This window comes from Paenibacillus sp. LHD-117 (genome assembly GCF_030929555.1).
Classification (GTDB): Bacteria; Bacillota; Bacilli; order Paenibacillales; family Paenibacillaceae; genus Pristimantibacillus.
This window is the reverse complement of the sequence record NZ_JAVFVT010000002.1, coordinates 21,051-46,865: the sequence shown is the minus strand read 5'-3', so window position 1 is coordinate 46,865 and position 25,815 is coordinate 21,051. Positions and strand designations below refer to the sequence as shown.

General features: G+C 52.0%; 24 protein-coding genes and 1 riboswitch. Of the genes, 15 read left to right on the top strand and 9 right to left on the bottom strand.

Going from position 1 to position 25,815, the window contains the following annotated elements; all coding sequences use genetic code 11:
* Positions 1-5 precede the first annotated feature (5 nt).
* Genes RB620_RS01260 through RB620_RS01240 form a run of 5 tightly spaced genes read left to right on the top strand, consistent with a single transcriptional unit; the run spans position 6 to position 5,411 of the window.
* The gene (locus RB620_RS01260) at positions 6-989 is read left to right on the top strand and encodes a phosphotransferase (protein WP_308091692.1); all 984 of its coding nucleotides are present in this window, start codon (positions 6-8) and stop codon (positions 987-989) included.
* A gap of 12 nt (positions 990-1,001) precedes the next feature.
* A complete protein-coding gene (locus RB620_RS01255; RefSeq protein WP_308091691.1) occupies positions 1,002-1,925 on the top strand; it encodes a polysaccharide deacetylase family protein in 924 nt (307 codons plus the stop codon).
* 21 nt (positions 1,926-1,946) lie between these two features.
* Positions 1,947-2,915, top strand: coding sequence for an AAA family ATPase (locus tag RB620_RS01250; RefSeq protein WP_308091690.1), 969 nt, complete (start codon positions 1,947-1,949; stop codon positions 2,913-2,915).
* A gap of 4 nt (positions 2,916-2,919) precedes the next feature.
* Positions 2,920-4,038: a DUF58 domain-containing protein gene (locus RB620_RS01245; RefSeq protein ID WP_308091689.1), complete on the top strand. Its 1,119-nt coding sequence runs from the start codon at positions 2,920-2,922 to the stop codon at positions 4,036-4,038.
* Positions 4,035-5,411: a DUF4129 domain-containing protein gene (locus tag RB620_RS01240; protein WP_308091688.1), complete on the top strand. Its 1,377-nt coding sequence runs from the start codon at positions 4,035-4,037 to the stop codon at positions 5,409-5,411. Before RB620_RS01245 ends, RB620_RS01240 begins: the two co-directional genes overlap by 4 nt.
* A 98-nt stretch (positions 5,412-5,509) precedes the next feature.
* Here RB620_RS01240 and RB620_RS01235 read toward each other — a convergent pair whose 3' ends face one another.
* The gene (locus RB620_RS01235) at positions 5,510-6,475 is read right to left on the bottom strand and encodes a YpdA family putative bacillithiol disulfide reductase (protein WP_308091924.1); all 966 of its coding nucleotides are present in this window, start codon (positions 6,473-6,475) and stop codon (positions 5,510-5,512) included.
* A 202-nt stretch (positions 6,476-6,677) separates the two neighbouring features.
* Here RB620_RS01235 and RB620_RS01230 point away from each other — a divergent pair, with 202 nt between their 5' ends.
* Entirely contained in the window at positions 6,678-7,199 is a 522-nt protein-coding gene (locus RB620_RS01230) for an ADP-heptose synthase (protein ID WP_308091687.1), read from the top strand.
* A 48-nt stretch (positions 7,200-7,247) separates the two neighbouring features.
* Here the strand turns inward: RB620_RS01230 and xerS are convergent, their stop codons facing one another.
* Positions 7,248-8,342 carry a tyrosine recombinase XerS gene (gene xerS / locus RB620_RS01225; protein ID WP_308091686.1) on the bottom strand — a complete coding sequence of 365 codons (1,095 nt, stop codon included), beginning with the start codon at positions 8,340-8,342 and terminating at the stop codon, positions 7,248-7,250.
* 226 nt (positions 8,343-8,568) lie between these two features.
* On the opposite strand from xerS, the gene sleB reads away from it, so the two are divergent.
* The 4 genes from sleB to RB620_RS01205 all read left to right on the top strand — a co-directional run bounded on the left by sleB (position 8,569) and on the right by RB620_RS01205 (position 11,601).
* Positions 8,569-9,231, top strand: a complete 663-nt coding sequence (gene sleB / locus RB620_RS01220) for a spore cortex-lytic enzyme (RefSeq protein WP_308091685.1) — start codon at positions 8,569-8,571, stop codon at positions 9,229-9,231.
* Between the two features lie 134 nt (positions 9,232-9,365).
* Entirely contained in the window at positions 9,366-10,001 is a 636-nt protein-coding gene (locus RB620_RS01215; RefSeq protein ID WP_308091684.1) for a DsbA family oxidoreductase, read from the top strand.
* Positions 10,002-10,064: 63 nt separating this feature from the next.
* On the top strand, positions 10,065-11,153 hold the full coding sequence (locus tag RB620_RS01210) for a lactonase family protein (RefSeq protein ID WP_308091683.1): 1,089 nt from the start codon (positions 10,065-10,067) through the stop codon (positions 11,151-11,153).
* Positions 11,154-11,382: 229 nt separating this feature from the next.
* Entirely contained in the window at positions 11,383-11,601 is a 219-nt protein-coding gene (locus RB620_RS01205; RefSeq protein WP_308091682.1) for a cold-inducible protein YdjO-related protein, read from the top strand.
* A gap of 89 nt (positions 11,602-11,690) precedes the next feature.
* Here RB620_RS01205 and RB620_RS01200 read toward each other — a convergent pair whose 3' ends face one another.
* Complete coding sequence (locus RB620_RS01200; RefSeq protein ID WP_308091681.1) at positions 11,691-12,005, bottom strand: DMT family transporter; 315 nt, start codon at positions 12,003-12,005, stop codon at positions 11,691-11,693.
* Positions 12,002-12,421, bottom strand: a complete 420-nt coding sequence (locus tag RB620_RS01195; protein ID WP_308091680.1) for a DMT family transporter — start codon at positions 12,419-12,421, stop codon at positions 12,002-12,004. The genes RB620_RS01200 and RB620_RS01195 overlap by 4 nt, the downstream gene beginning before the upstream one ends.
* A 104-nt stretch (positions 12,422-12,525) precedes the next feature.
* Positions 12,526-12,632, bottom strand: a riboswitch (guanidine-I (ykkC/yxkD leader).
* A 112-nt stretch (positions 12,633-12,744) separates the two neighbouring features.
* On the opposite strand from RB620_RS01195, the gene RB620_RS01190 reads away from it, so the two are divergent.
* Both RB620_RS01190 and RB620_RS01185 read left to right on the top strand, forming a co-directional pair.
* Positions 12,745-13,197: a thiol-disulfide oxidoreductase DCC family protein gene (locus RB620_RS01190; RefSeq protein ID WP_308091679.1), complete on the top strand. Its 453-nt coding sequence runs from the start codon at positions 12,745-12,747 to the stop codon at positions 13,195-13,197.
* A gap of 34 nt (positions 13,198-13,231) precedes the next feature.
* Positions 13,232-14,110, top strand: a complete 879-nt coding sequence (locus RB620_RS01185; protein WP_308091678.1) for a radical SAM/SPASM domain-containing protein — start codon at positions 13,232-13,234, stop codon at positions 14,108-14,110.
* A gap of 76 nt (positions 14,111-14,186) precedes the next feature.
* Here the strand turns inward: RB620_RS01185 and RB620_RS01180 are convergent, their stop codons facing one another.
* The 4 genes from RB620_RS01180 to RB620_RS01165 form a co-directional block, all read right to left on the bottom strand.
* Positions 14,187-14,990 carry a (2Fe-2S)-binding protein gene (locus RB620_RS01180; protein ID WP_308091677.1) on the bottom strand — a complete coding sequence of 268 codons (804 nt, stop codon included), beginning with the start codon at positions 14,988-14,990 and terminating at the stop codon, positions 14,187-14,189.
* Between the two features lie 43 nt (positions 14,991-15,033).
* Entirely contained in the window at positions 15,034-16,410 is a 1,377-nt protein-coding gene (locus RB620_RS01175; RefSeq protein WP_308091676.1) for an ABC transporter substrate-binding protein, read from the bottom strand.
* Between the two features lie 133 nt (positions 16,411-16,543).
* Positions 16,544-17,851, bottom strand: a complete 1,308-nt coding sequence (locus tag RB620_RS01170; RefSeq protein ID WP_308091675.1) for a response regulator transcription factor — start codon at positions 17,849-17,851, stop codon at positions 16,544-16,546.
* Position 17,852: 1 nt separating this feature from the next.
* Positions 17,853-19,604, bottom strand: coding sequence for a sensor histidine kinase (locus RB620_RS01165; RefSeq protein WP_308091674.1), 1,752 nt, complete (start codon positions 19,602-19,604; stop codon positions 17,853-17,855).
* Between the two features lie 222 nt (positions 19,605-19,826).
* Between RB620_RS01165 and RB620_RS01160 the strand changes: the two genes are divergently transcribed.
* Entirely contained in the window at positions 19,827-22,637 is a 2,811-nt protein-coding gene (locus RB620_RS01160) for a glycoside hydrolase family 3 N-terminal domain-containing protein (RefSeq protein ID WP_308091673.1), read from the top strand.
* A gap of 135 nt (positions 22,638-22,772) precedes the next feature.
* On the opposite strand, the gene RB620_RS01155 is transcribed toward RB620_RS01160, so the two are convergent.
* The gene (locus RB620_RS01155; protein WP_308091672.1) at positions 22,773-23,741 is read right to left on the bottom strand and encodes a cation diffusion facilitator family transporter; all 969 of its coding nucleotides are present in this window, start codon (positions 23,739-23,741) and stop codon (positions 22,773-22,775) included.
* Positions 23,742-23,898: 157 nt separating this feature from the next.
* Between RB620_RS01155 and RB620_RS01150 the strand changes: the two genes are divergently transcribed.
* Both RB620_RS01150 and RB620_RS01145 read left to right on the top strand, forming a co-directional pair.
* Complete coding sequence (locus RB620_RS01150) at positions 23,899-24,348, top strand: GNAT family N-acetyltransferase (protein ID WP_308091671.1); 450 nt, start codon at positions 23,899-23,901, stop codon at positions 24,346-24,348.
* A 35-nt stretch (positions 24,349-24,383) separates the two neighbouring features.
* Positions 24,384-25,814: an MBOAT family O-acyltransferase gene (locus RB620_RS01145; protein WP_308091670.1), complete on the top strand. Its 1,431-nt coding sequence runs from the start codon at positions 24,384-24,386 to the stop codon at positions 25,812-25,814.
* Position 25,815 lies beyond the last annotated feature (1 nt).

Sequence of the window (25,815 nt, the reverse complement as noted above, 5' to 3'; positions counted from 1 at the left end):
GCAATTTGACAAGCATCGAAGAACAAATCGAAGCCGCGCTCGGCCGGTACCGGTGGCAAGCGCCTTGCATTGCCGAAGCCGGGGCAAGCGGAATGAACAATACAACGCGAATCGTGAGCAGCGGAGAAAAGAAATACGTGCTTCGCATCTACAATAACCACGGGGACGCGGATACCGTCAGGTTTGAACACGATATGCTGAAGGCGCTTACGCGGGAGAAGCTCGACTTTCAAGTGCCTGAGCCGGTGCCGAACAAAGCCGGGGACTCCGTCACCATGCTGGAGGACGGCAAGCTCGCTTGCGTGTTCCGCTATATCGAGGGAGTAAGGCCGACACCTGAGAACTCCGCGCATGTTTCATCGCTGGGAGCGGCGACAGGGAAGCTCTGCAAAGTTCTTAGCGGCGTTAAGCTTGATCGCATGCCGCAATACAGTGCTTATTACGAGTTAGGACAGACTTACGCCGCCATGGACAAGCCGTCTTTTCTTGGTCTAGCGAATATGTCGGAATATTTAAGGGAGCAGGCTCAGCAGTTTGGTTATTTGCAGAACGAGCGAGAGACGGTGCTCAGAGCTTGCGAAGACGTGGCAGGTTTGCCTCGCCAATGGATCCATGGCGATATCTGCTTCGGCAACGCGTTAAGCACCGGCGACCGCATTGCAGGGATTCTCGACTTCGAGTTCGTCACGGTCGATTCGCGGGCCATGGAATTAGCGGTCTTAATGGTTGATCTGTTGAAACGGGAAATCGCCGCCGGCAGCTCCGAGAAACTCGCACTCGTCGCGGATGCGTTCCTGTCAATCGTGGAGTTAACGGCAGAGGAGAGGAAGCTGCTGCCGACGCTGATGAAGCTGAGGCTGCTGGACGTGGCACTGCACTTCGCGCTGCGTTTCCGTGAAGGGCTCGACGGTCCGGAGGTGCTCTCGGGCATCGTGGATAGCAGCGCCTATGGCTGCGAATGGATCGCCAAACACAAACCTGTGTATTAGGAGGAAGATCAGATGAGTCTTGCGAAAGCGTTAGGGTATAACGAAAGCGATCGGTTGCTGCTCGTGAATGCGGACGATTACGGCTTATGTCATGCAGTGAATCTCTCGGCTCAGGAGCTGCTGGAGAAAGGCGTTATTTCTTCGGCGACGCTTATGATGCCATGCGCCTGGGCGCGCGAAGCGGCATTATGGAGCGCCGAACGGCCGAATCTGGATGTTGGCATCCACTTCACGTTCACGAGCGAGTGGGAGCCGTACAAATGGGGGCCCGTCACGAGACATGCGGACGTCTCTTCGCTCGTCACGAACGAAGGTTATTTCCCTGCCGATACGAAGACATTCGAACTGCAGGCGGACTCGGAACAGGTTAGGATCGAGCTGATCAGCCAAATCGAACGTGCGCTTGCGTTAGGCATGGCGCCGTCTCACGCGGATAATCATATGGGGAGCCTCTATGGACTCCAAACTGGGAAACATTTTATGGCGGAGGTGTTGGACGTCTGCGCGGAGTACGGATTGCCGTTCCGGCTGCCAAGGTACATTACGACGGAGCCCGGGCAAGTCGCGCCGCCGGAAATGGAAGAGCAAGCTAGGCAAGTTGCCTCCCTCGCCGATTCGAAAGGCGTCGTCATCCTGGATTATTTGATCGGACTTCCGTTCCGGCTGCAGGAGGGCGAGACGTACGACTCCTTCAAATCCGCGATGAAAGAGGTACTGACAGGTTTGCAGCCGGGCGTAACGGAGCTCATTATTCATCCGTCCCTTGCAAGCGACGAGTTGAACGTCTTCCATTTGGAGCCGGAGAAACGCGACATGGAGCATCGGTTGTTCCAGGATGAAGAGATTAAGAAGTGCTTGGAGGACGAAGGCATCCGGTTGATCCGCTGGAGCGAGCTGCGCAAGCTGCAAAGGGAACGGGCTGGGAAAAGCCAATAAGACGAAGGGACTGCTGCTTCGATGTCATACCAACCGATCAGAACGTTAGCGCAAGAGGTCAAAACGAACATCGCGAAAGTAATCGTGGGCAAGGAAGACGTTATCGATCAATTGTTGATCGGCCTCATCGTCTCGGGACATGTGCTGCTCGAGGATGTGCCGGGTACCGGCAAGACGATGCTGGCAAAGTCGTTCTCCAAATCGTTGTCGCTGGATTTCAAACGCGTTCAATTCACCCCGGACTTGCTGCCGTCGGATCTCAGCGGCATACACTTCTACGATCAGAAGCAACACGATTTCGTATTCCGCCCAGGCCCGTTATTCACGAATTTGCTGCTCGCGGACGAGATTAACCGGGCAACGCCCCGGACGCAGTCCAGCCTGCTGGAATGCATGGAAGAGCGCCAGGTAAGCATCGACGGAGAGACGAAGCGGCTGGATCGCCCGTTCATGGTCATCGCGACTCAGAATCCGGTGGAGCATCAAGGCACGTTCCCTCTGCCGGAAGCCCAACTAGACCGTTTCCTATTCAAAATCAAGATGGGATATCCGACGAACGAAGAAGGTCTTTCGCTGCTGAAGCGGTTCAAATCGGCCGATCCGCTTGCCGAGCTGCAGCCGGTCGCCGGCCCGGCCGAGATCGAAGCCGCCCAACGGGCTTTTTCATCCGTCGGCATTCACGATGATGTTCTGCTATATTTGCTCCAGCTCGTGGAGCGCACCCGCGTACGGGAAGACGTCGCCATCGGCGTAAGCCCGCGCGGCAGCCAAGCGCTGCTGCGTGCGGCGCAGGTGCATGCGATCTTAAAGGGCAGAGAGTACGTCACGCCTGACGATGTGAAAGCGATGGCGAAGCCGGTGATGAGCCATCGCCTTTCGCTTCGCGGGATGGCTAGAGGCCGGCAAGGAGAGGCGGAACGAATTGTCGACGAGATTTTGCGGCAGGCGGAAGTGCCGGCGGAAGCCGGAATAACCGTCCGCACGGGTTAGCGGCATGATCTTCTTCTGGTTCCTATTGACGGCGGGAGTTGTCGTCTATTTGCAAAGCATTTTATTCCGGCGCCATGCGCTCAAAGGCTTGCGGTATTCGAGAAAATTCCAGAAAAACGCCTGTGTTTGCGGAGAAGAGATCGAGCTGATCGAACAGCTGTCGAACGAGAAGTGGCTGCCCGTGCCTTGGCTGCGCGCCGAGTCGCAGCTTTCCGCGTATCTTAAATTCCGCGGCAGCGATAACTTCGCGGTTAGCAGCGGTCAACATTACCAGAACCATCGCAGCTTATTCAGCATGGCACCGTATACGAAGCTGACGCGCACGCACCGGTTGACGCCTACGCGGAGAGGCTGGTATCGGCTGAACTCGATTACGATGACGGCCGGCGATCTGCTCGGCGGCATGGGCGTCTCGCTTCAAGTGCCCCTGCAGGGGGAACTGCTCGTCTATCCGAAGCCTGCCGACGTGCCCGTGCACGAGCTGCCTCATCATAGCTGGCAAGGGGAGACGCAGGTGCGGCGGTTCATCGTGCCGGATCCGTTCGTCGTGGCGGGCGCGCGCGCTTACCAGCCCGGCGATTCCTATCGGCAGGTGAACTGGAAGGCAACGGCCAGAACCGGGGCTCTGCAGGTTCATCAATATGATTACACCGCCAATCGTTCGCTTATGATTTATTTGAACGTTGAAGACGGCGAGGGCATGTGGCGTTCGGTAACGAACGAAGCGGTCATCGAGCTTGGCATCGAATGGGCGGCCGGAGCGGCGCTTGCGGTGATCGGCGAAGGCATGGAAGTGGGGTTCACGGCGAACATGGCGGTGGAAGGCGAGCTCGATTCCGTACGCGAGCAGCCGCGAAGCGGTCACGAACAGCTGTATAGGTTGAACGAGTTGATGGCCAAGCTGAAGCTCGAGAGAAGCGAACCGTTTGTCTCGTTGCTAGGCCGCGAGTCGGCGATCGGCTACAACGGGATTGACGCTTTGATCATCTCCGCCTACTGGAACGACGAGCTGGAGCGCGAGGCCGAGCTGTTGCGCAGGCATGGGAATGCCGTTACCGTATGGCAGCTTCCTTCGGCGAAGGAATTGACAGCGGCTTCTTCGGACAGGGGGCTCGGCGCATGAACGAAAACGCGGCTTCATACGTTTGGGTCAACCATATTGGCCGAGGGATGACGGAGCTATTATTTTATATGCCCTTGTTTCTGACGCTTGGCGTTTATTTGTTCCCGAGCGGTCTTGCCGTTCCATGGTTGATGTCGTTGCTTATTCCCTATATGGCAGGCGCCTTGACGGCGGACCGATGGCCAAGGACGCGGATTATCGTGCGGTGGTTGGTTTCGCTTGGCATCGCTAGCGTTCATACCGCGGCGGTTGGCATTATTGGGGAGGGCTTATCGCACAGCTTTTATGGAATCGTTTCGCTTATCTGCGGACTACTTGTCGCGGAACGCGGAGCCGCGATGATCCGCAACGGTTGGCAGCATTCGTTCAACTCCGCATACATGGCTGTCGGAATCATGATTTATGTCGTTATCGTGCCTTTATCGTATTTACTTTTGCATGAGCTCGCGGCAATCAGGTTTTGGGTCATCGCCTGCGGAATGGCTGCGCTTATTCTCGGCTTGAATATCGTAAACGACCGCCATCTGACGGGCGAATCAGTTGATCAATCCAAATCCCAAACCCTGTTAACAGCCAAAAAACGCAATCGTTTGCTGCTCGCTGGGCTTACTTTGTTGATCCTCTTTTTCTCGGCGTTTCGTCACATCCAACAATGGGTCGAAAATAACCTAAGAGAAGGGCTTAGCAGATTGTTGAGCTTGTTCGACAGAGGCGAAAGCACGGAAGCGCCGCCAGAGCCTCCGGCGGAGCAGCCGCCAAACATGCTGCCTCCGATGGAAGCTGCCGAGCCTTCGCCGTTTCTTGTATGGCTGGAGCAAGTCATGCGAATCGTCGTGACGATCGCAATCGTTATCGCCGCCGTCTTCGTACTCTATTGGCTGGGGAAAAAATTCGCCGCCTTGATGCGGAAGTGGATGGACAAGCTGCTTCGAAGGCAGCTCGTGATGGCTAAGGAAGACGGCGCTTACACGGACGAGACCGAAAGTTTAATGACGTTAAACAAATGGCGCGAGAAATACCGGGACAAGCTTAAGCTCCGCAAGAGGAGCGGGGGAGAACGCGAACCGGCGTGGGAAGAACTCTCCTCGGGCAAGGAAAGGATGCGCTGGCTGTATCGGCAATGGTTGAAAGCGGAGATCCGCAAAGGTTTTGTCCCGCAGCTGCACCTTACGCCAAGAGAAACAGCCGACACGCTTGCAGACTGGAATGGGAAGGACGGCCATCCTAGCAATGTCACGGATTTCGTGCGCGACTACGAAGCTGCAAGGTACGGGGGAGCGGATCCGGTTTCGGAGCGGTTGGATCAGCATCGAAGCTGGGTGGATAAGCAGGGGGATTCGAAGCGCGGCTGGGCCGAGAGACGCAGAAAATAGAACAAATGCCCTCGCAGGCGAGGGCATTCTCCCTACGCAACAAAGACCGGGTTCCGAAATCGGAACCCGGTTTTGTTGCGTTGGACGCCCGCACAGCTCTAACTTGTCATATGCGCAACGATCTTGCGTCCATGGAAACGGCCCGACTCGATGAAAATTTCGTTCGCTTCGTGGCGCGAGGCAACGACGCCGGCCAAATAAATCCCGGGTACGTTCGTTTCCATCGTCTCTTCGTTGAAGGTCGGATAACCTTCCGCTTCCATCGTGACCCCGGAAGCGGTCAAGAACCCCCGGTCGGGGTGGAAGCCCGTCAAAGCGAGCACGAAGTCGTTCTTGATCTCCTCGGTACCGTCCGGCGATTCGATCCGAACGCTTCTCGGGCGGATCTCGATGACTCTGGATGAGAAACGTATGCCGATAAAGCCTTTGTCTACTTTGTTTTCGAGAGAAGGACGAACCCAAGGCTTAATGCTGCGGGAATAGTCGGGACCGCGGTAGACGATCGTTACGCGCGCGCCGACCCGTTCCAGCTCGAGTGCCGCGTCGATTGCGGAATTGCTTCCTCCGATGATCGCGACTTCCATGCCGATATAGGGATGCGCTTCCCGAAAGAAATGGCTGACCTTATCCGAGGTTTCCCCTGGAATGCCTAGCAGGTTCGGATGGTCGAAGTATCCGGTCGCGATGATGACGTTCGAACAATGATAGGCAAGCGGTTCGCCGAACCGATCCTGACCTTCTAACGTAAAGCTGCCATCCGGGCGTTTGGAGACAGACGTAATCGTCTCGTAGGGCCGGATGCGTATGCCATGCCGCTGGGCGGCAGTTCTGTAATAATGAAGAGCTTCGAGACGGGACGGCTTCTCGTTCGCCGTCGTGAACGGAATATCCCCGATCTCCAGCCGATCCGGAGTGCTGAAGAAATGCATATAGGTCGGATATTGCGAGATGGAGTAGGCGATATTGCGTTTCTCGATGATAAGCGGGTTCAAGCCGGCTTGCTGCAGCTCGATGGCAGCGGCGAGCCCGCAAGGTCCGGCGCCGATAATAATAACGGATTCCAATGACACGTATGATGACCTCCTGGAAGCGATGCTTCCGTTCTTGCGGAACGGAGTGAAACGACACTCCCTTTATTGTACCTTCGCGCCTTCCGGGATGGCAAATTTGGCGAATGTCTATCTTGTACAGCCTACGGAATATTGTATAATAAGAGGAAACGCAAGCAAAATTATTTCACGATGCGCAAAACAAGGGGGAGAAGCCATGCGTCGACGGTTTGTAATAGAAGCAGTGATGGTAGCCACGTATGGGCATCTGCTCGTCCCGAGTCGTCCCGTTGATTACGTCATCCCATATACTTCGATCGCGGAGCTGTACGATATGCGCGACAGCACGGAACCCGTCATGGACGATCCGGACGATGATCTTCACGTCAAGTCCAAAATTAACGAACTGATCCAGTTCTTCGAAGATTCTTTGAACCGGAAGAAGATCGAAAAGGCGCTTCAGGTGCCATGGCGCGAAAGCGCGCCGCTTCTGCTTAACGAAACGATCCAATTCACGATCGTCAATGCGGTGGATAACGCGCAATACGGCGAGATGTTCGACCCGGTGGAGACGGAGCTTCTGCTTTCGAGCCTGAAGCTGAACGTGCCGCTGCTATCCGATCAATTCGAATTCCAGGATAAGCTGATCGAAGCGGAAGTTCCGGTACAGGTATACGATATCGAAGACTTCGAGTTTGCGGTAGAAGAAGGCATTACGCCTGTCGATATGGAGTTATAAGCTTCGAGCTTGAATAAACGAGGGCAAGCGGATGGCGCAGCGGCTGCGTCAATCCGTCTTGCCCTCGTTTTGTCTTCGATCGATCGCTTCGGCCATCGTTTTGTCGGTCAGATGCGCATAGATTTGCGTCGTCTCGGGCGAAGCGTGTCCAAGCTGTTCCTGCGTTTTGTATATATCGTTCTGCAAATAATAGTCCGTCGCGAAGGAATGCCGCAGCTTATGGACGGACAAATAAGGTTTGCCGAACCGTTTCGCGTACTTGATGACCATGGCTTGAATGGCCCGTTTCGTCATGCGCGAGCCTTCGTTCTTGCCGTTCGCGATCGCGAGGAAAAGCGCCTTCTCCTTGCGCGGTGCTTTGTACCTTGTGTCGCGAAGGGCCAGATAGCCCGTTAAGTCTTCGATCGCGTCATGGCGGAAATAAACCGGCGTTTTGAACGTGTCGTCGTTTTTGCCTTTGCGATAGACGTAACACAGCTTCTTCTTCAGATCGATGTCGTCCACGTTCAAATTTACGAGCTCGGAGACGCGGAGTCCGGAATGCAGTATAAAGCCGATAATGCAGGCATCCCGTACGTGATTCAGCTCGAAGGCGTGCAGTGCCTGCTTGTTACTTGTGACATCCGTGCCATAATACACTTTCACGTAGGCCATGAACTCCGCAATTTCTTCCTCTTGCAACAACTTGCCCTCCAGCTTGGCGGCGGTATCCTTCGGCTTATGCGTCCGCTTGATCGTCACTTTGGCCATGACATTCCGCTTGAGAAGCGGGTAAAAGTCGTCATCCTCGGCAATCTGGCTCAGGTAATGAAATAAGGAGCGGAGCGAGGAGAGCTTCCGGGAGATCGTCGTCCGGTTGTTGCGCTCCGGCTTATGCGTCGACAGAAACATGCGATAGTTGTCGATGCTCTCCATCTTAAGTACTTCCAGCTCGCCGAGCTTCACCTCTCGAAGCGTCCGCGCTTCCGTCAGCCCTTCGGCCATAAGCCACTTCATAAACGTCTCGTAATCGCGCATATATTCCACGAGCGAGGACGGCGACAGATCAGGCAGCTTGTATTGGATGAATTGCTCGATAAACCAAGGCATCGACGGCAGCTTGGCGTCCAGCTCCTCGCGATCTTTCTGTTTGATCAGGTTCAAATGCGTTGCCTCCTTAACGTCATTCCTCGGGTCAACTGCTTCTATTGTAACAACGGCAACATAAGGGAACAACAGGAAACTGGGCCGGAAAATAATTAGAAATTTCCGAATAGCAATTTTATGTAATTTTTGTTTTTCGGTTACATTTGCTGGATGGCTATGATACACTCGAACGAGTCGCCTGGCACTTTATCATAACGATTACAATTAGGAGGCATGAAGCCGAATGAAAAATAGAATTTCTATCGCACGAGCGGGCGTAATGTTTGCCGTCCTGCTCGCATTGACGCTTGGTACCGTGCTTCAGCCCGCATCGGCTGCCGGACCGGCAACGCTGACATACGGATCGAAGGGTACGGATGTGCCGGATCTTCAATATCGATTAAAGACGCTGGGCTACTTCAATGAACAATTGACGTCCTATTACGGTGCGGTCACTCGCCATTCGGTTTTGCTGTTCCAAAGGGATTACGGTCTTAGGGCAGACGGAATTGCGGGACCAGCCACATGGGAGATGCTCAAAAAAGTTTCCGTGAACAGAAACGAGCTGGATCTGCTTGCGCGCATCATTTACGGCGAGGCAAGAGGTGAACCGTACGAAGGGCAAGTCGCAGTAGGCGCTGTCGTCATGAACCGACTGGCGTCGCCGAGCTTCCCGAATACGGTAAAAGGCGTGATCGAACAGCCGCGTGCGTTCACGGCGGTCGACGACGGTCAGTACTACATGAAGCCGGACGCAACGGCGTATCGCGCGGCATTGGAAGCCGTGCGGGGCTACGATCCGACGGGCGGGGCCTTGTATTATTTTAACCCGGATACGGCAACTTCATCGTGGATCTGGTCGCGCAAGCAAGTTGGCAAAATCGGAAGACATATTTTCGCCGTTTAATTTATGAAGCATGATCGACGGGCAGCAAGCAGCTGCTCGGAGGTCATGCTTTTTTTTGGCTATCCCGCGCGCGCATTCGTAGACGGTATCAGAACATGCTATAATAAATCGGTACATAACAGGGAGGTGCGGTAATGAAAGTCGAAATATGGTCGGATTACGTTTGTCCGTTCTGCTATATCGGCAAAACAAAATTCGAAAGCGCGCTGGCCGCCTTCGAGCACAAGGACAGCGTCGTGACGGAGATGCGCAGCTTTGAGCTCGATCCGAATACGGACTCGTCCGCCGGCATGACGACTTATGAAATGCTTTCGCGCAAATACGGCATGAGCATGGAGCAGGCCAAAGCGTCCAGCGACGGGGTAGTACAGCAGGCGGCTGCCGTTGGGCTTCCGTTCCGGCTGGAAGGGACGTTGAATCTGAATACGTTTAACGCGCACCGGCTGTCGCATTACGCGGAGGAGCAAGGAAAAGGCAAGGAGATGTCCGCGCGGCTGCTCAAGGCTTATTTTACGGACAATCTCAACATCGACGACCTAGATCAGCTCTCGGAGCTTGCGGCGGAAGTCGGGCTCGATCTTGAAGAAACGAAGAAAGTGCTTGGTTCCGATCGATATGCGGATACGGTCAGAAGCCAGGAGCAAGAAGGAAACAAGCTCGGCATCCGAGGCGTTCCTTTCTTCGTCATCGATCGCAAATTCGCGATTTCCGGCGCTCAGCAGCCAGAGGTCTTTTTGGAGACGCTCAGACGGGCTTGGGCGGAACGATAACCAGAGGTATGGTACCCATACCGCCTGCGCACAATAGAACACGTTAGTCGGGGAGGAACAGCATTGGCAAACCAAGAAGGACGGTTGTTCGTATTCGTCGGCTCATACGCCGGGGATGCGGATCATGGGGTTAAAGTGTTTAGATGCAATGAGGTTGACGGCAGCTTAACGCTGCAATACGAATACGGCGGATTAAGCAATCCGACATTCCTGAACGTCGATGCCGCTCGCGGACGCCTATATGCCATTGCGGATAAGGTCAACGAGCATGGGAAAAAGGTCGGTGAAGCCGTCTCGTTCGCTATCGATCGGGAAACGGGAGCATTGACGGAGCTTAACCGGGCCTGGACGGTCGACAATACGACCTGCCATATCCAACGGGACGAGGAGAGCCGCTTCCTGACCGTAACCAGCTATCATGGCGGCATGATCGGGTTATCCGAGATCGAAGCCGACGGTTCGATCGGCGGAGTGATCGACGTGATCCAGCATACGGGAAGAAGCTCTGACGAGGAGCCGCAGGACAGGCCACATCCGCATTCCAGCTTCTACAGCCCGGATGGCCGATTCCTATTCGTGCAGGATCTTGGACTCGACCGTATCGTGGCATATCGTCTCGATGCTGAAGCAGGCAAGCTGTCGAAACATAACGAGACCGTCGTTCACGCAGGAGCGGGGCCGCGCCACTTCGTGTTCCACCCGAGCGGAAGCTTCGCCTACGTCATCAATGAGCTGGATTCGACCGTTACGGCATTTCGTTATGATGGGGAGCAAGGTTTGCTAACCGAATTGGAGACGATCAGCACGCTGCCGGATTCGTTCGAGGGCGAGAACGGCTGCGCGGAAATCGCGATTTCTCGCGACGGGAATTATCTATACGGATCCAACCGCGGACATGACAGCATCGTTGTTTACGAGTTGGATCAAGATACCGGCAAGCTGAAGACGACTCAGCATATTTCGACTGAAGGCGGCCATCCTAGACACTTCGCGTTGACTCCGAACGGGAATTATTTGATCGCGGCGAATCGCGACGGCAACAATCTTGTCACCTATCGGGTAAGCGAGAGCGACGGCACCCTGGCATTCACCGGCCTCACGGCCGAAGCCTCGAAGCCTGTTTGTGTTATTCCCGTTTACTTAACGTCTTAAAATGCATGTTCAAAAAGTCCGGTTTTTAGCACCGAGAAGGTTGGATGAAGCTAGGAAATGAGGAGCGGAGCGTAGTGATAGCTACGTGAGCACCGGAAGTTCCGGCTGAATTCAAGATTCGATGCCGAATACACCGCCTGGTATACTTCGTGATCAAAAGTGGGCTTTTTGAACAACCTCTAAAACTGCATGACTTTGTTTTGCAATCAGAAAGGAATACGAACCCCACGTGACGACAACTAGCGACGACACCAAACCGAACTTAAAACCTACGAAGATATGGAAATGCAAAAACGCGGAATGCAAGGCATGGGTCCGCGACGAGTTCGCGGCAACGGAACAGCAATGCCCGATCTGCAAAGGTCCGATGCACCGCAGCATGCGGCATCTGCCGCCGGTGCAGAACAAGGTAAAGCCGCAGCCGCGAAAACCAAAAAACGAGTTTTGATTTCGGTTGCGTGATTAAAAGAACGAACACCCCTTATGAAGGAGCCGCGGCGCCTTCTGAAGGGGTGTTCGCTTATTTTCTCGATTCGGTTATCCGATCAGTTTAAGCCCGATGACACTGCATAAGACGAGCGCGATAAAGAACAAGCGAAGGAAGCTTTTTGGTTCCTTGTAGAACAGGATGCCGACGATCGCGCTGCCGACCGTGCCGATTCCCGTCCAGACCGCATAGGCCGTCCCCATGGCAAGATCCTGCATCGCCAGCGACATAAAGACGAAGCTGACAAGGAAGCCACCGATCATTAACGTGACGTTGGCTGCCGAAATCCGCTTGTTCAGCTCCGAAATGCCGGCGACGCCGGCAACCTCGAACAATCCGGCGAGAATGATATAGATCCAGCTCATATCCTATTCCCTCCTGAAGAAGCTTTTGTCCTATTCGATGCTTTCGATTGTACGGGATCATTCGATTCTTGATCTCCGTTCTCATCCCGCTCGTGAGTAACGGTCTTTAGTCCGATAATGCCGATCAGCAGCAGCGCTATAAGTGCAATTTTGCCCCAGTGGAAAGGCACGTCGAACAAGAGCATCTCGGCCACGACGCTGCCTGCCGTGCCAAGACCGACGAAGACGGCATATACGGTGCTTGTCGGAAGCTTCTTCGAAGTGTAGAGGAGCAATCCGAAGCTGACGCCAATCGCGATTACGGTAGCGCTCCACTCCAGCATGTTATCCGCATGCTTCAGTCCGATGACCCAAACGACCTCGAAACAGGCGGCCAGTACGACCAAAAGCCAATTCTTGTTCTGCGAAGTTGTCATGTTTGTTTCTCTCCTTTCGTTCATTTCAATATCCCTAGCATGGATCAGGGGAGGGGGATTTCATCCCGGACAAATAAAAAAAGCCCTAGAAATATCGCTACGATATCTCCCGGGCTTTTGTCCCTCCGTGTCATTCGCGATCGATTGAGATCGCGCGCGTTCCCTCGGACCAGACCGGCGCATGCGCCGCGGAACCCTAGAACTCCATTTCCATATTCGGTTCGTTTGATTATAGTACATGCGACAACCGCGGTCAAGTGCATCCCTACCCGATTTATGATACGATGAGTGGAGCGAATGTATGATGGAGGAGCTGCATTCACATGGGGATGGATCGTTACGCGCCTGAGATGGAAGGGAACCATCATCCGGTCATTCTGATCGACGGCGAATGCCATTTATGCCAACATATCACCCGATACCTGGTTAAACACGACAAACGAGCGCATTTCCGCTTCGCGGCTCTGCAATCGAGGGTCGGGCAGCGAATGCTGAAGGAAGCGGGTTATTCGGATGATTGGAATTCGCTGAATACGTTCGTGCTGCTGAAGGATGGCCGTTACGCGACCAAATCCGGAGCGGCGCTTCGCGTTTGGAGAGCACTGGGCGGCTGGCGTTCGCTAGCTTTCGGACTCATTCTTATACCGGCGCCGATAAGGGATGCCGTTTACGATCTGATCGCTCGCAACCGATATCGCTGGTTCGGCCGGTCGGATGTTTGCCTTCTGCCGACCAAAGAAATCCGATCGCGATTTTTGGAAGGCGGATTCGAATAACAGTATCGCAATCATGATCAATGGAGCGCAACCAATGAAACGATTCAAAAAATTTTATATCGAAACGACGAGCATCTGCAATCTTTCTTGCCATTTCTGTCCGCCGACGCAGCGCGCCAAAGGTTTTATATCCGTCGAGGACTTTTCCAAGACGCTCGATCAGGTGAAGCCGTTCACCGATTATATTTATTTCCACGTGAAAGGCGAACCGCTGCTGCATCCAAAGGTGGACGAGCTGCTCGATATTAGCCACGAGAAGGGGTTCAAGGTCAACATTACGACGAACGGCACCCTCATTTCCAAAAATAAAGCAAAGCTGCTTGGCAAACCGGCCTTGCGCCAAATCAATTTCTCTTTGCACAGCTTCGACGGGCATGCGGGCTCGAAGGATAAAGCAGGTTATTTGGCGTCGATACTCGACTTCGTGCGCGAAGCGACCGAACAAAGCGATTTGATCGTTTCCTACCGCTTGTGGAATTTGGACATGGACAATGACGTCAACCGTCAGCGGGATAAGAACAGGGAGCTGCTCGGTATGATCGAGGAGGCGTACGGACTCGATTATCGAATCGAGGAGAAGTTTAAGCCGGGAACGGGCGTCAAGATCGCGGACCGCATCTATCTGAATCAAGACCCGGAGTTCAAGTGGCCGGATTTAAAGGAGCCCGAGGATGATGGGAAGGGCTTCTGCCACGCGCTTCGCAATCAGGCGGGGGTATTAATCGACGGCACGGTAATCCCTTGCTGCCTGGATGGGGAAGGCGTCATTAATTTGGGCAATATCCATCAGGCCGACTTCGCCGACATCGTGGAAGGGGATCGCGCGACGAAGATTTATGACGGCTTCTCCAGAAGAGAGGCTGTCGAAGAGTTATGCCGGAAGTGCGGGTACCGTCAACGATTCGGCACGTAATTACGCACATGCGATTCATAGATGCCGCGGTTGAACAAAAAGCCGACATTCTCCAGCTGGGGAATGTCGGCTTTGATTATGATTGGGTTTCCGCGAGAACGAGCTTTTTGCGTTCTTCGCGCTCCTCCGGCAACATACGAGGGCAGTTGTAGCATTTCTCCCCGTCTTCGCGATGATCGAACATACAGCAGGAAGAGCGGAGAATAAATGTGCCGTCCGGCGGCGACCAAGGATTCTCGATATATCTGCGAGTATGTACGAATGGGTTGCGTCTGCGTCCGAACAGTTCCGGCTCCAGTTCATGCAACACGGTTAAGTCGCCTTGAATACGTTCGACGAGGTCCGGCATTTGGAGATGGTTGCTCACATAGTCGATGGTTGACAAGAGCTGGGCGCCGAATTGGCTCCAGATCATCTCGGGTTTTAATCCGCCCGCATGCGCGACGCTTTCGATGAACGGCTTGATCATCTCCCGGATCCATTCCGGCCATGCCGCGCGGAAGAACGTGTCGCGTTCCTCACGGCTCTGCGGAAGCGGCACAAGCTCAAGCCGATCGAGTTTATAACCGACATGCGCGTGATCGTCATGCTGCTCCATCTGGAACGTCATATCCTTCAGCTTGAACTTCGGCCATACCTGATCTCTCGCGGAGAAGAACAGCGAAGTCACGCAAAAGTTGAACATCGTCATGCCGATATACGAGACTGGCAGTTCGTTGCCGCAAGCTTTCCATAGCTCCCCGGTTCGCTCCAGCACCTCCTTGGCTTTGGCTTGGTCCAGCAGATCCACAGCCGGCATCTCGGCAAGTGGTACATCGAATCCTTGAGGCGAAATATGATAGAAGCTGCGAATAATCGTAAAATCCAATTCGATGGACATAAGAAGCCTCCCCTGAACGGGCGATATGAAATTCGTTCTCATTTTACTGCTGTTTGGCCCATTCATCAAGCTGTTTTTGCTTCTCGGCGATGATCTTGTCGATACCGGCAGCTTTCAGCGCGGTCTGTAACTCCGGCAATGTTTCTGCCGGGTCGAGCGTGCCCGTTTCGAGACCGCTGAGATATCGGTCTAACACCTCCTGCACAGCGGAAATTTCAGTTCCCACAGGATTTGCATCATATGAGAATCCAAGAGCCTTTGATTTTTTGGCCTTTTGATTAAATACATTCATCTTCTTCCAAATGTCCGGGTCATCCGTCTCCCAGATGCTTGATATGAATTGATTGCCGACTTCATAATTGTGAAACGAATAGCCGAGATCGGAGGAATCAACGCCTGGGGGATAAGCAATGACCTGATCCGTTTTCTTGATATAATGTTTGCCTTCGATCCCGTAGTTTAATAAATTGAGCAATGCGCTGTCTGAATACAATAAATTGAGCAGCTCCATTGCCTTCTGGGGATGCTGGCTTCGGGCGGATAAGCTCATTCCGAACAATTTGATCGTGCTTGATGTCATCGTCGGCGAAGTGAGCGGAGCCGCTATCATCGCTTTGCCGGTCAATCTTGATTCTTGCTCTTCCACCCCTGGTTTGATAGGCGTGAAATAGGAGAATGCTTTTCCCGCCCGGACCAATTCCCTGCCGTTATCAGAGCTCACCGCGGCATCCTTGGCCACGTATCCCGCTAAATACCAGCTGCGGATTCGATTAATAGCGTTTGAGTAATCGTCGGTCTCATATAAGTTCACTACCTTCAAATCATTGTCATAATCGGGCAGAATGCCCAGACCGTCTTCCAAACGGTCGTATGTACCGCCGCTTAAGCCTGAATAAATCGACGATGGCTGGAACGGAACAATCGGGACTATACCCGGCTCCCGTTCTTTGATCGTTTGCAGAGCCTTCTCAACATCATCCATCGTCCGAATGGAAGCTGGATCGATACGATGTTTGTCTGCCAGATCCTTTCGCATAATGATACCGTAGCTTGTAGCCCAATCTCTGACGCTCGGAATCGAGTAAATGTCTCCGTTTATCTTCAGGCTGTCCAACAAAGGGATGCCAATCGCTTGCTTAATATCCGGTCCAGAGCTGTCAAGCAGATCAGCAAGGGGATAAAGCAGCCAATTCAGCACCATATGGTTAATCTCATCCGAGGTTACCGTAACAAATAAATCGAGAGGTTCATTTTTTAGCAGCATGAGGTTTAATTGCTGGTTATAACTATCGGATGGAATAGGGACCAGCTTTAATTGGACTCCAATTTTATCAGCCAATATTTTGTTCATCTCGTTTTGGACTTCGGCCAGGTCTCGACTTGCTTGTTCAACTCTTAGGACTAATGAAATTTCCGGCAAGGAGCCGTCGGATAACGGTTTATGCTCGGTATGGGATTTGGGCGCATCCCGTATGCATCCCGTCAAGGAGAGCAAAATCAACAATAGAGCTGTTATGGACATTATCGTTTTTGAATGCGTGAAAGACACGAGATCATCTACCTCCGAGCTTCTGGTGACGGTATTCCAGCGGACTCATGTTCATATACTTCTTGAACTGCTTCGAAAAGTAGGAGAAGTTAGGGATGCCGACCTTCTCCGCAATGCTGCTTATAGGCAGATCGGTTTGCGCTAGCAGTTTTTTGGCTAAGCCCATTCGTTCTTCCGTCAAATAATCCATGATGGATAATCCGGTTTCCCTCTTGAAGATTCGGGCTAAGTAGTCCGGATTCAAAAACACATGATTCGCGATTAGCTCCCTCGTAAGGTTCTGATCCCGGTGATCGGCTATGTATCGAATTACCTTATCGATTACTGACATCTCCGGCAGAACAAAAGCAGATGGCGAAAACTCCGCCTTATCCAGTAGGATCGCCCGATTGTGTTCGGCGACGTTGCGTCTTTCCCGTTCGTACAGCGAGTTCAACATGCCAACGACTACTTGAATGGCAACCGGATGGCCGATATAGCAGGACAAGTCGCAATAAAAGTATTGATTGCACGATACAATATAATCGCGGCACACAGATGCCAGCTGCTCCCTATCTATTGGATTCACACCCGTACCGTCCGTTGCCAGCATGCATATGATCTCTCCGCCGCTGAGCGGCAAAGCCTGCCCTCGCGCGCAATGTTCGAGAATCACTTCTTCCGCCGCATTCCGAAGGGCATATTCCATTATCTTTTCTTCTCTTTTTGTCCACGCTTTATGCCATCTTTCTACTTTAATATAGATAGGCAGAAACAGCGAATTGCTCATGGAAGGGACTTCCAGACTAGCAAGCGCCTTTTCGATCGCTTCGGGATGAGAAGGGATGTTCTGATGAATCAGGTCGGACCAGAACCGTTCGATCACTAAGGGTTGATGGATGGACCACAGCTTGTGATACTTTTGAAGAATCTCATGAAACGTATGTTGCTCGCGTTCTGCGTGTATTTTGTCGATAGCCTTCGCGATGGCCGATTCCAGTTCATAAGCGGGGGCCGGTTTCAGTATGTATTCCAAGCTTCCTAAATGGATAGCTTCTTTCGCGTAATGAAATTCCGAATGGCAAGTAAGAAAGATCGATTCCGCAGATGGATAGAACTCCTTCACCCAGGCCACCAGCTGCAGTCCGTTAACCTCCGGCATTTCAATATCGCATATCATCACATCAATCGGATGGTTGTCGAACACTTCCTTAGCCTGACGGGCATTGGTAGCCGTATGAAGCTTGGATATCCCGAGCTTGTTCCATTCCAATTCAGCCTCAATGCCTCTAATTGCATGAATTTCATCGTCCACAATAAGTAATTGGTACAAGTCAAGCGCTCCTTTTATTTCCTCCGCCCAGAGGCAGTCGTATTTCAATGCGCGCCCCTCGATTCGGATCGTTCGTTACGGTCAGCAGCGACTGCTCGTGCGTATACATTAATCTTAAACGGTGCTGAACGTTCCATATTCCAATATGTTCGCCTTGTTCATTGACGAGGGGTTGTTCATCGAGCAATCTGGCCAAAACCTCCGCGGGAAATCCTTTGCCGTTATCCCGAACGATGATGCACAGAACGGAATCTGGCTGTTCATTTACGTTAATCTCGATATGAAGAGGTTTATCCATAATAAAGGCGTGTTTGATCGCGTTCTCGACGAACGGTTGAATGACCAGCAGCGGGATCGGATGATGCAGCAAGTTATCCGGAATCGCTATTCGGAAAGACAGCTGGCCCGGAAACCGGAGCTCCTGAATGTTCAAGTAGTTACGGATATGATCGATTTCATCTTTCAGTTCGACAAGAGCCATCCCGCTTCGGAACGTATACCTGAAATATTTGACTAGATACATCGACATATCCTTGATAAGCTCAAAGTCTTTGACGCGCGCAAGATTATAAATAATGTTCAGCGAGTTGAGGAAAAAATGGGGATTCACTTGCAGCTGCAGCTGCTTAAGCTCCGCCCTCTGATGGTTCAACTGCTCCTCATAAACACTAATTTTCAAGGCTTGAATTTGCGTGACCATGTTGTTAAACGTTTTGTTCATCACTTCCATCTCCGTGCTTGTTGCTCTTTCCGCGATTCGGGAATCCATGAAGCCGCTGGAAACCGTCCGCATGGCGGAAACGATATTTCGGATGGGATGCAATATAACCTTTCGTAAAAAAAATAGAAACAAAATGACGAGCAAGACGGCACCAAAGGATAAGACGGAAAAAATGCGCTGCAAGACAGGCAGTTTTTCCAAAATGACATCATTCGGGATGAGCGCGATTAAGTTGAACATACCTTTGCGCGACTGTTCTCCTACGATAAGAAACCGATTGTTAAGGCCTGTCAGGGTGTACTCTCGTTTCTCATAGGATAATTGAAGGCTAGGATTCTCGGCGAAAAATTCGGCGTCGGACATCGGTTTGTCCTCGGACGTTGTCAAGACGGCTTTCCCCCGAGGGCCAAGATCGACGAGATCAAAAGGGGTCATCACATTTTTGACATTGACGATTGCCCCTACATAAGTGGTGCCCGATTTGACAATATGGTACAAGAAGTTTCCGCTATCCGTCTGAAGGACGGACCAGTAGTCATAATAATGATGGCCATACTCTGGTTTTTCTTGGAGCAGACCGATGATACCGCCCGCAATCGCTTCCCGTTCCTCGAATGAATAACCGTGCATGGACGTTTTGATCAATTCTTGATTGGAGTCGGAGTAGACAAAAAACATGTCCGCAAGTTTATAGCTCGCGATGTCTTTCGATAGTCTTTTAAATATTTGAATCTTGGCTTTATTGTAAGTCTGGTGGTGATTACGCTCCCAAAGCTTCAAATAATTAAGGTTCGTCTCCTGGGTCGCGATCGTGTATAAATATTTATCGACTTCCTCAAGGCCCATGTCTATCTGGTTCATATATAAGGAAATGGTATTCTGATTGGATTGGGCAATTTGATTGCGGACAACCTTAATGGCGTATTGGTTATTGAAAAACAGAAGAATGACGACCGGAATGGTCACGATCAGAAATCCTGTAACAAGCTGGAATCTTAAGGATCTGAGAAGCAGATTATTTCGTAATGGCACGGGACTGAATCACCTTTAATATGCAGGATGGGTAATGAAGTTTGAGTAATGAAATCGCTTTCGTATATTGTACCTGAAAATCGCGTCTACTTGAATCCTTACGAATAGAAGGTCGGAATTGTAATAACAGGATGTCCGAATCGTAATAGTTGCCATCTGCGAAACTATCTTATAATGAAACCGGTTACGACAAGCTATGTTCCATTCTAAGGGAGGAAGAATATGAAGAAAAGAGTGCGTCTTGTTTCAGGAATGTTCCTTTCCATGGGCCTTGTTCTATCGTCCATGAGTCAAGTTGCCTTGGCGGAAAACGCTAATCTAAAGGTTTTTGCAGATGTCAAAGGACATTGGGCATCCGAAAGTATCGTCAAATGGACATCGAGGGGCATGATTAACGGTTATGCCAATGGCATGTTCAAGCCTGACGAGGACATGAAGATTGCGGAGTTTGTTACGATTATGAACCGTCTCTTCGGTTTCGCGAAAAAATCGGACGGCTCCTTCTCGGATGTGAAAGCAAATGCATGGTATGCCGATGAACTGTTGAAAGCGAAGGAAGCCGGTTACTTGGAAATCGAGGGCAACGAGGCGAATCCGAAACAATCGCTTCAAGCGGGCAAGGCGGCAACGATGCTGTCGAAGCTGTTCGGCAAATCAAAATCCGAAATTTTGGAAATTGCGAAAAATGTCGCTTCTAGAAGTTCATCCCCATCCGATGACGATACCCTATCGCGCGCGGAGGTTGTCGCCATCATCGACAAGTTGATTATCGGTTTCAATGAGAAGTGGTTCGAATCCGTATCGGGCACGACTCGCTATGTGGTCAACAAAGGTGGAGCGACACTTGGGTACTCGACCGATTCCGGAGTGACAATCGTTGAGAAGGAAGGATACGCGTTTAAGGATTTGAATCAAAACGGAAGCTTGGACGCCTATGAAGATTGGCGCTTGAATGCGGACGAGCGAGCCAAAAACTTGGCTTCGCAAATGACAGTCGAGCTAATTGCGGGACTTATGCTGTACAGCAGTCATCAATCCGTACCGGGCGGAACTTTTGGCGGCAGTACATATAACGGGAAGTCTTATAAGGAAAGCGGCGCTAAGCCTTGGGACTTGTCCGATGACCAGAAGAGCTTCCTAACGAAGGATAGTTTGCGGCATGTTCTCGTTACTACGCTGGAAAGTCCGGAAATCGCGGCTCGCTGGAACAATAATGTTCAGGCGTTAGTGGAAGGAGAAGGTTTGGGCATCCCGGCAAACAATAGCTCCGATCCGCGCCATACGACGGTAGCGAGCACCGAATACAATGCCGGCGCAGGCGGGAAGATCTCCATGTGGCCAGAAACCCTTGGCCTCGCTGCAACGTTCGACCCGGAATTGACGCTGGAGTTTGGGGAAATTGCCGCGCAAGAATACCGTGCGTTAGGCATATCGACCGCATTATCTCCACAGATCGATATGGCGACGGATCCGCGCTGGAGCCGGTTTAACGGTACGTTCGGCGAAGATTCGCTCCTGTCTACCGATATGGCTCGCGCTTATGTCGATGGCTTCCAGACCTCTAAGGGAAGCAATGAAATTGCAGGCGGATGGGGTTACACGAGCGTTAACGCTATGGTCAAGCATTGGCCGGGCGGCGGATCGGGCGAGGGCGGACGCGACGCCCACTTCTCTTACGGCAAATTCGCAGTGTATCCGGGCAACAATTTCGAGGAGCATTTGCTGCCTTTCGTTAACGGGGCTTTCAAGTTAAACGGCGAGACGGGCAGCGCCTCGGCAGTTATGCCATACTATACGATTTCCTACGACCAAGATAAGAAGAATGGCGAAAATGTAGGAAACTCTTATAGTTCATACATCATTAACGATCTGCTTCGTACGAAATACGGCTATGACGGCGTTGTTACGACAGACTGGGGCATTACGGATGATTCCGGCCCAACTGTCGATACTTTCTCGGGCAGGCCGTTTGGGGTTGACGAGCTCACGGTTGCTGAACGGCATTACAAAGTTATTATGTCGGGCGTTGACCAGTTCGGAGGCAATAATGAGGCTGGACCTGTTATCGAAGCTTATAAAATCGGCGTAGAAGAACATGGAGAAGCCTTCATGCGCAATCGTTTCGAGCAATCGGCCGTTCGTTTGCTGAAAAACATATTCCGTGTTGGTTTGTTCGAAAACGCTTATTTGAATGTAGACGAAACCGTAGCGACGGTCGGCAATCCCGAGTTTATGGAAGCCGGCTATGAAGCGCAATTGAAGTCCATCGTCATGCTGAAAAATAAAGATCAAGCATTGCCGCTTAAGGATAAAGCGACGGTGTACATTCCGAAGAAGTTCTACCCTGAAACCGTAGGATGGTTTAACAATGTCACTCCTTCGAAAGTGGATTACCCGGTCAATATGGAAATCGTGAAGAAATATTTCAATGTGACGGATAAGCCCGAGGAAGCCGATTACGGCATTGTCTTTATTGATAATCCGCAGACCGGTACGGGCTATAACAAAGCTGACCTTGCTGCCGGAGGGAACGGTTATGTGCCGATCAGTCTTCAATATGGCACTTATAAGGCTACGCAAGCACGCGCAACAAGCATAGCCGGGGGAGATCCGCTGGAAGACTTCACGAACCGCACGTATCTGAACAAGTCGGTTACAGCCAGCAACATCAAGGATTTGGAATCGGTATTAGAGACGAAAAAAGCAATGAACGGCAAGCCGGTCATCGTGTCGCTGCTTACGGATAATCCAGTCGTCGTGAAAGAATTCGAATCGTCTGCAGACGCGATCCTGGTGAACTTCGGCGTACAAGATCAGGCGTTGATGGATATTATGTCCGGCAATCGCGAGCCTTCGGGTCTTCTTCCGATGCAGATGCCAAAAGATATGGAAACCGTGGAAAAACAATTCGAGGACGTTCCGCACGACATGGAAGTGCATGTCGATTCCGAAGGCAACGCTTATAATTTTGCATTCGGCATGAATTGGAAGGGCGTTATTCAAGACTCCCGCACTGCCAAATACGCTAAATAATAATCGCGAGAGTGAACATGTTTTTAAATTAAAATTGATGGCTGTCCCCAACCGTAAAGGATGAAGGGGATAGCCATCTTTTTTCGTTGTATAACGCTGTCCCTCACTTTTTCTGCGCTCCGTAAACGTCTCTGCTCAAAGAGGCGCGGGACGGCTCCAATTGATGACGCCGTCGTCGTCCATAATGCCGAGCGTCACGTCGGCGATATCATGATCCATTAGTAAGCTGCCAATAATGCGGTTCTTGACTTTCGTGGCCTCGGAAAGGGAGAAGCCTTTGGTCAGCTCGATATAGGCTTCCACATGATAGGTCCGCCCTTCTTGGACGATACGCATCTTGCCGATGTCCGTTACCTCGGGCTCTGAGAGAATGCGGGCGCTGATCCGGTCTTCCACGTCCTTCGGCGCGGCTACGCCAATCAAGCCGACCATGTTATCATAACCAACCTTAAACGCGACGCCGATCATGAGGAACGAGATCAGGATCGTTGCGATGCCGTCTAGAATTTTAAAGTCCGTAAATTCGGCCAATATGACGGCTACAAGAGCGAGCAGCTGTCCGAAGGTGGCGACGATGTCTTCATAGAAGACGAGACGGGTCGGCGGAGCCGCGCGTCCGGCATTGCGGACCGCTGCGTTAATAATGCCGAGACCCTTTGCATCCGAGCGGGTTTCTTTGACGATCTCCTTCATCGCCTTGATCAAGATAGAACCGTCAATGACAATGGCGATGAGCAGCACGAAGAAGTTGAGCCAGAAGTTCGTGGATTCCTCGGGATGCTCGATGAGCTTGATGCCCTTGTGGAACGTCTCGTACGCCATGATCGTGACGACGATGACGGCGACCATGCAGAATAAGTTCACGACGCGGCCGAAACCGGTCGGGAATCGCTTCGTCGGCTTCTTCTCCGCCAGCACGCTTCCGAAGAAAACGAACCCCTGGTTCACGGCATCCGCCACCGTATGCATGGCGGAAGCGAACATTGTGCCGCTGCCGCTGAGCGAAGCCGCAATCGCCTTGATGATCGCAAGTCCGGCATTGCCAAGTGCCGCAATGCCTGATGAGGTGTTGCCCCTCTTGATTAACGCGAGAAAATTGCTCATTTTGCGTTTTCTCCTCCACATTCCGTAATTTTACATGTAATTATATGCCTATTCAGTGCTTACTTCAATGCTTGACCGGGAAGCCTTCGATACCTAGGCGGCTTTCGACATTAGTTTTGGCAATTGTCGACAAAGCCATTATAATGGAGAAGGAATCATGAAAGGAGTGGCTGTAGCCATGCTAACAACAGAGAGAGTACAACATAAGGAACAGCTGGAGAAAGCATACCGGATCCGCACCGAGGTGTTCGTCGAGGAGCAGGGCGTTCCCGTCGAAGCGGAGATCGACGAACATGAGAACGCATCGAGCCATGTGCTCATTTCATACGATGGCGAGCCTGCCGGCACGGGCAGAGTGCGGGTTGTAGACGGCGTCGCGAAGCTGGAACGGATCTGCGTGCGAGAGAAGTTCCGGAAACATCAGATCGGCAAAGCGGTTATGGAGGCGCTCGAAGCGATCGCTCGCGAGCAGGGCTTGTCCAAGGCCAAGCTTCACGCTCAGACGCAAGCGGCCGGATTTTACGAGAGAGTTGGTTACAAGACGGATTCGGAAGTGTTTATGGAAGAGAACATTCCTCATGTCCGGATGATCAAATCGCTTATTTAATCCCGAATTAAAAAGCGGCGAAAGAAGGGTTTGGCGTGATTTTTTCTACATATACGTTTATCTTTGTTTTTCTGCCGGTCACGCTCCTCGGTTACCGGATCCTCGGCAGCCTCGGATGGAAGAACGCGGCCAAGCTGTGGCTCGTGTTGGCATCGATCGCGTTCTACGCGAAAGGGAGCGGCACGTTCGTGTTCCTGTTCATCGTGGATATTCTCTTGAATTTCGCGATCGGCAATCTGATCGCGAAAGCCGACAAGGCGGGCGCCATTTGGCGCAAGCGGCTGCTGCTCACTATCGGCATCGCTTTGAACATCGGGTTTCTAGGCTATTACAAGTACGCGAATTTCGCGATCGAGAACTTGAACCTGCTTAGCGGAGGAGCTTTCCCGCTGCTGGAGATCGCGCTGCCGCTCGGCATATCGTTCTACACGTTCCAATTGATCGCTTTTCTGGTCGATTGTTACCGGGGAAGAACGAAGGAAACGCCAATCATCGATTTTCTTACGTTCATCACGTTCTTCCCGCAGTTGATCGTGGGTCCGATCGTCCATCACGAGGATATGATACCCCAATACCGCGAGCGTAATTTCTTGCGGTTCAACGGGACGAACATGATGTTAGGCATTTTCTTGTTCTCGATGGGCTGCGCCAAGAAGATCATGTTGGCCGACCCGCTGACCGGTTATGCGGCTTCTTTCTACGCTAACGTAGGCGCCGGGGATACGTTTACGTCATGGGTCGCTTCGCTGGGTTATTCCATTTCGTATTATTTTGACCTGTCGGGCTACGCGGACATGGCGCTAGGCCTTGCGCTGATGTTTAATATCAGGCTTCCGCATAACTTTAATTCGCCTTACAAGGCAAGAAACTTCCGCGAATATTGGCAGCGCTGGCATATGACCTTGTCCAAGTTTTTGTCGGACTATGTTTTCCGAAGCTTCTACCGAAAAGGCAGCGGAAGCTTCAACTTTTATTTCTCGGTCATGATGACTTTCTTCGTGTCGGGCTTCTGGCATGGAGCGGGCTGGCAATTCATTATTTGGGGCCTCATTAATGGGGTGTTCGTCTGCATGTCCCACATGATGTACCGCAACAAATGGCAGTTGCCGTTTGCGCTTGCTTGGACGCTAACGTTCGCGGGCGTTGTCGGAACGCGAATTCTGTTCGTCTCCGACGACATGCCGGAGGCATGGGCCGTCTTCCGCAAAATGTTCAGCCTGCAGGATTTCGCGGGCATGGGTTTTGGCGGATTCCTGGAGCAAGCGACGATCTACGCGGCGAATCATGCTTATATCGTCGCGCTGCTCCTGATCGGCATGGCGATTTCGTTTTTCGCGCCCAATTCGAGCCAATTGACAAATGACTTCCAACCGCGTATTCGGCATGCGGTTGCCGCCGCGTTTATGTTGGGCATCTCGTTAGCCCAGATGACATCGGTTTCCAATTTCCTATATTTCCAATTTTGAG

Coding starts and splice junctions, on each gene's coding strand:
- RB620_RS01190 (WP_308091679.1), top strand. CDS start 12,745: ATGGGGATGGATCGTTACGCGCCTGAGATGGAAGGGAACCATCATCCG.
- RB620_RS01200 (WP_308091681.1), bottom strand. CDS start 12,005: ATGAGCTGGATCTATATCATTCTCGCCGGATTGTTCGAGGTTGCCGGC.
- RB620_RS01150 (WP_308091671.1), top strand. CDS start 23,899: ATGAAAGGAGTGGCTGTAGCCATGCTAACAACAGAGAGAGTACAACAT.
- RB620_RS01250 (WP_308091690.1), top strand. CDS start 1,947: ATGTCATACCAACCGATCAGAACGTTAGCGCAAGAGGTCAAAACGAAC.
- RB620_RS01215 (WP_308091684.1), top strand. CDS start 9,366: ATGAAAGTCGAAATATGGTCGGATTACGTTTGTCCGTTCTGCTATATC.
- RB620_RS01255 (WP_308091691.1), top strand. CDS start 1,002: ATGAGTCTTGCGAAAGCGTTAGGGTATAACGAAAGCGATCGGTTGCTG.
- RB620_RS01160 (WP_308091673.1), top strand. CDS start 19,827: ATGAAGAAAAGAGTGCGTCTTGTTTCAGGAATGTTCCTTTCCATGGGC.
- RB620_RS01240 (WP_308091688.1), top strand. CDS start 4,035: ATGAACGAAAACGCGGCTTCATACGTTTGGGTCAACCATATTGGCCGA.
- sleB (WP_308091685.1), top strand. CDS start 8,569: ATGAAAAATAGAATTTCTATCGCACGAGCGGGCGTAATGTTTGCCGTC.
- RB620_RS01230 (WP_308091687.1), top strand. CDS start 6,678: ATGCGTCGACGGTTTGTAATAGAAGCAGTGATGGTAGCCACGTATGGG.
- RB620_RS01195 (WP_308091680.1), bottom strand. CDS start 12,421: ATGACAACTTCGCAGAACAAGAATTGGCTTTTGGTCGTACTGGCCGCC.
- RB620_RS01245 (WP_308091689.1), top strand. CDS start 2,920: ATGATCTTCTTCTGGTTCCTATTGACGGCGGGAGTTGTCGTCTATTTG.
- RB620_RS01180 (WP_308091677.1), bottom strand. CDS start 14,990: ATGTCCATCGAATTGGATTTTACGATTATTCGCAGCTTCTATCATATT.
- RB620_RS01155 (WP_308091672.1), bottom strand. CDS start 23,741: ATGAGCAATTTTCTCGCGTTAATCAAGAGGGGCAACACCTCATCAGGC.
- RB620_RS01185 (WP_308091678.1), top strand. CDS start 13,232: ATGAAACGATTCAAAAAATTTTATATCGAAACGACGAGCATCTGCAAT.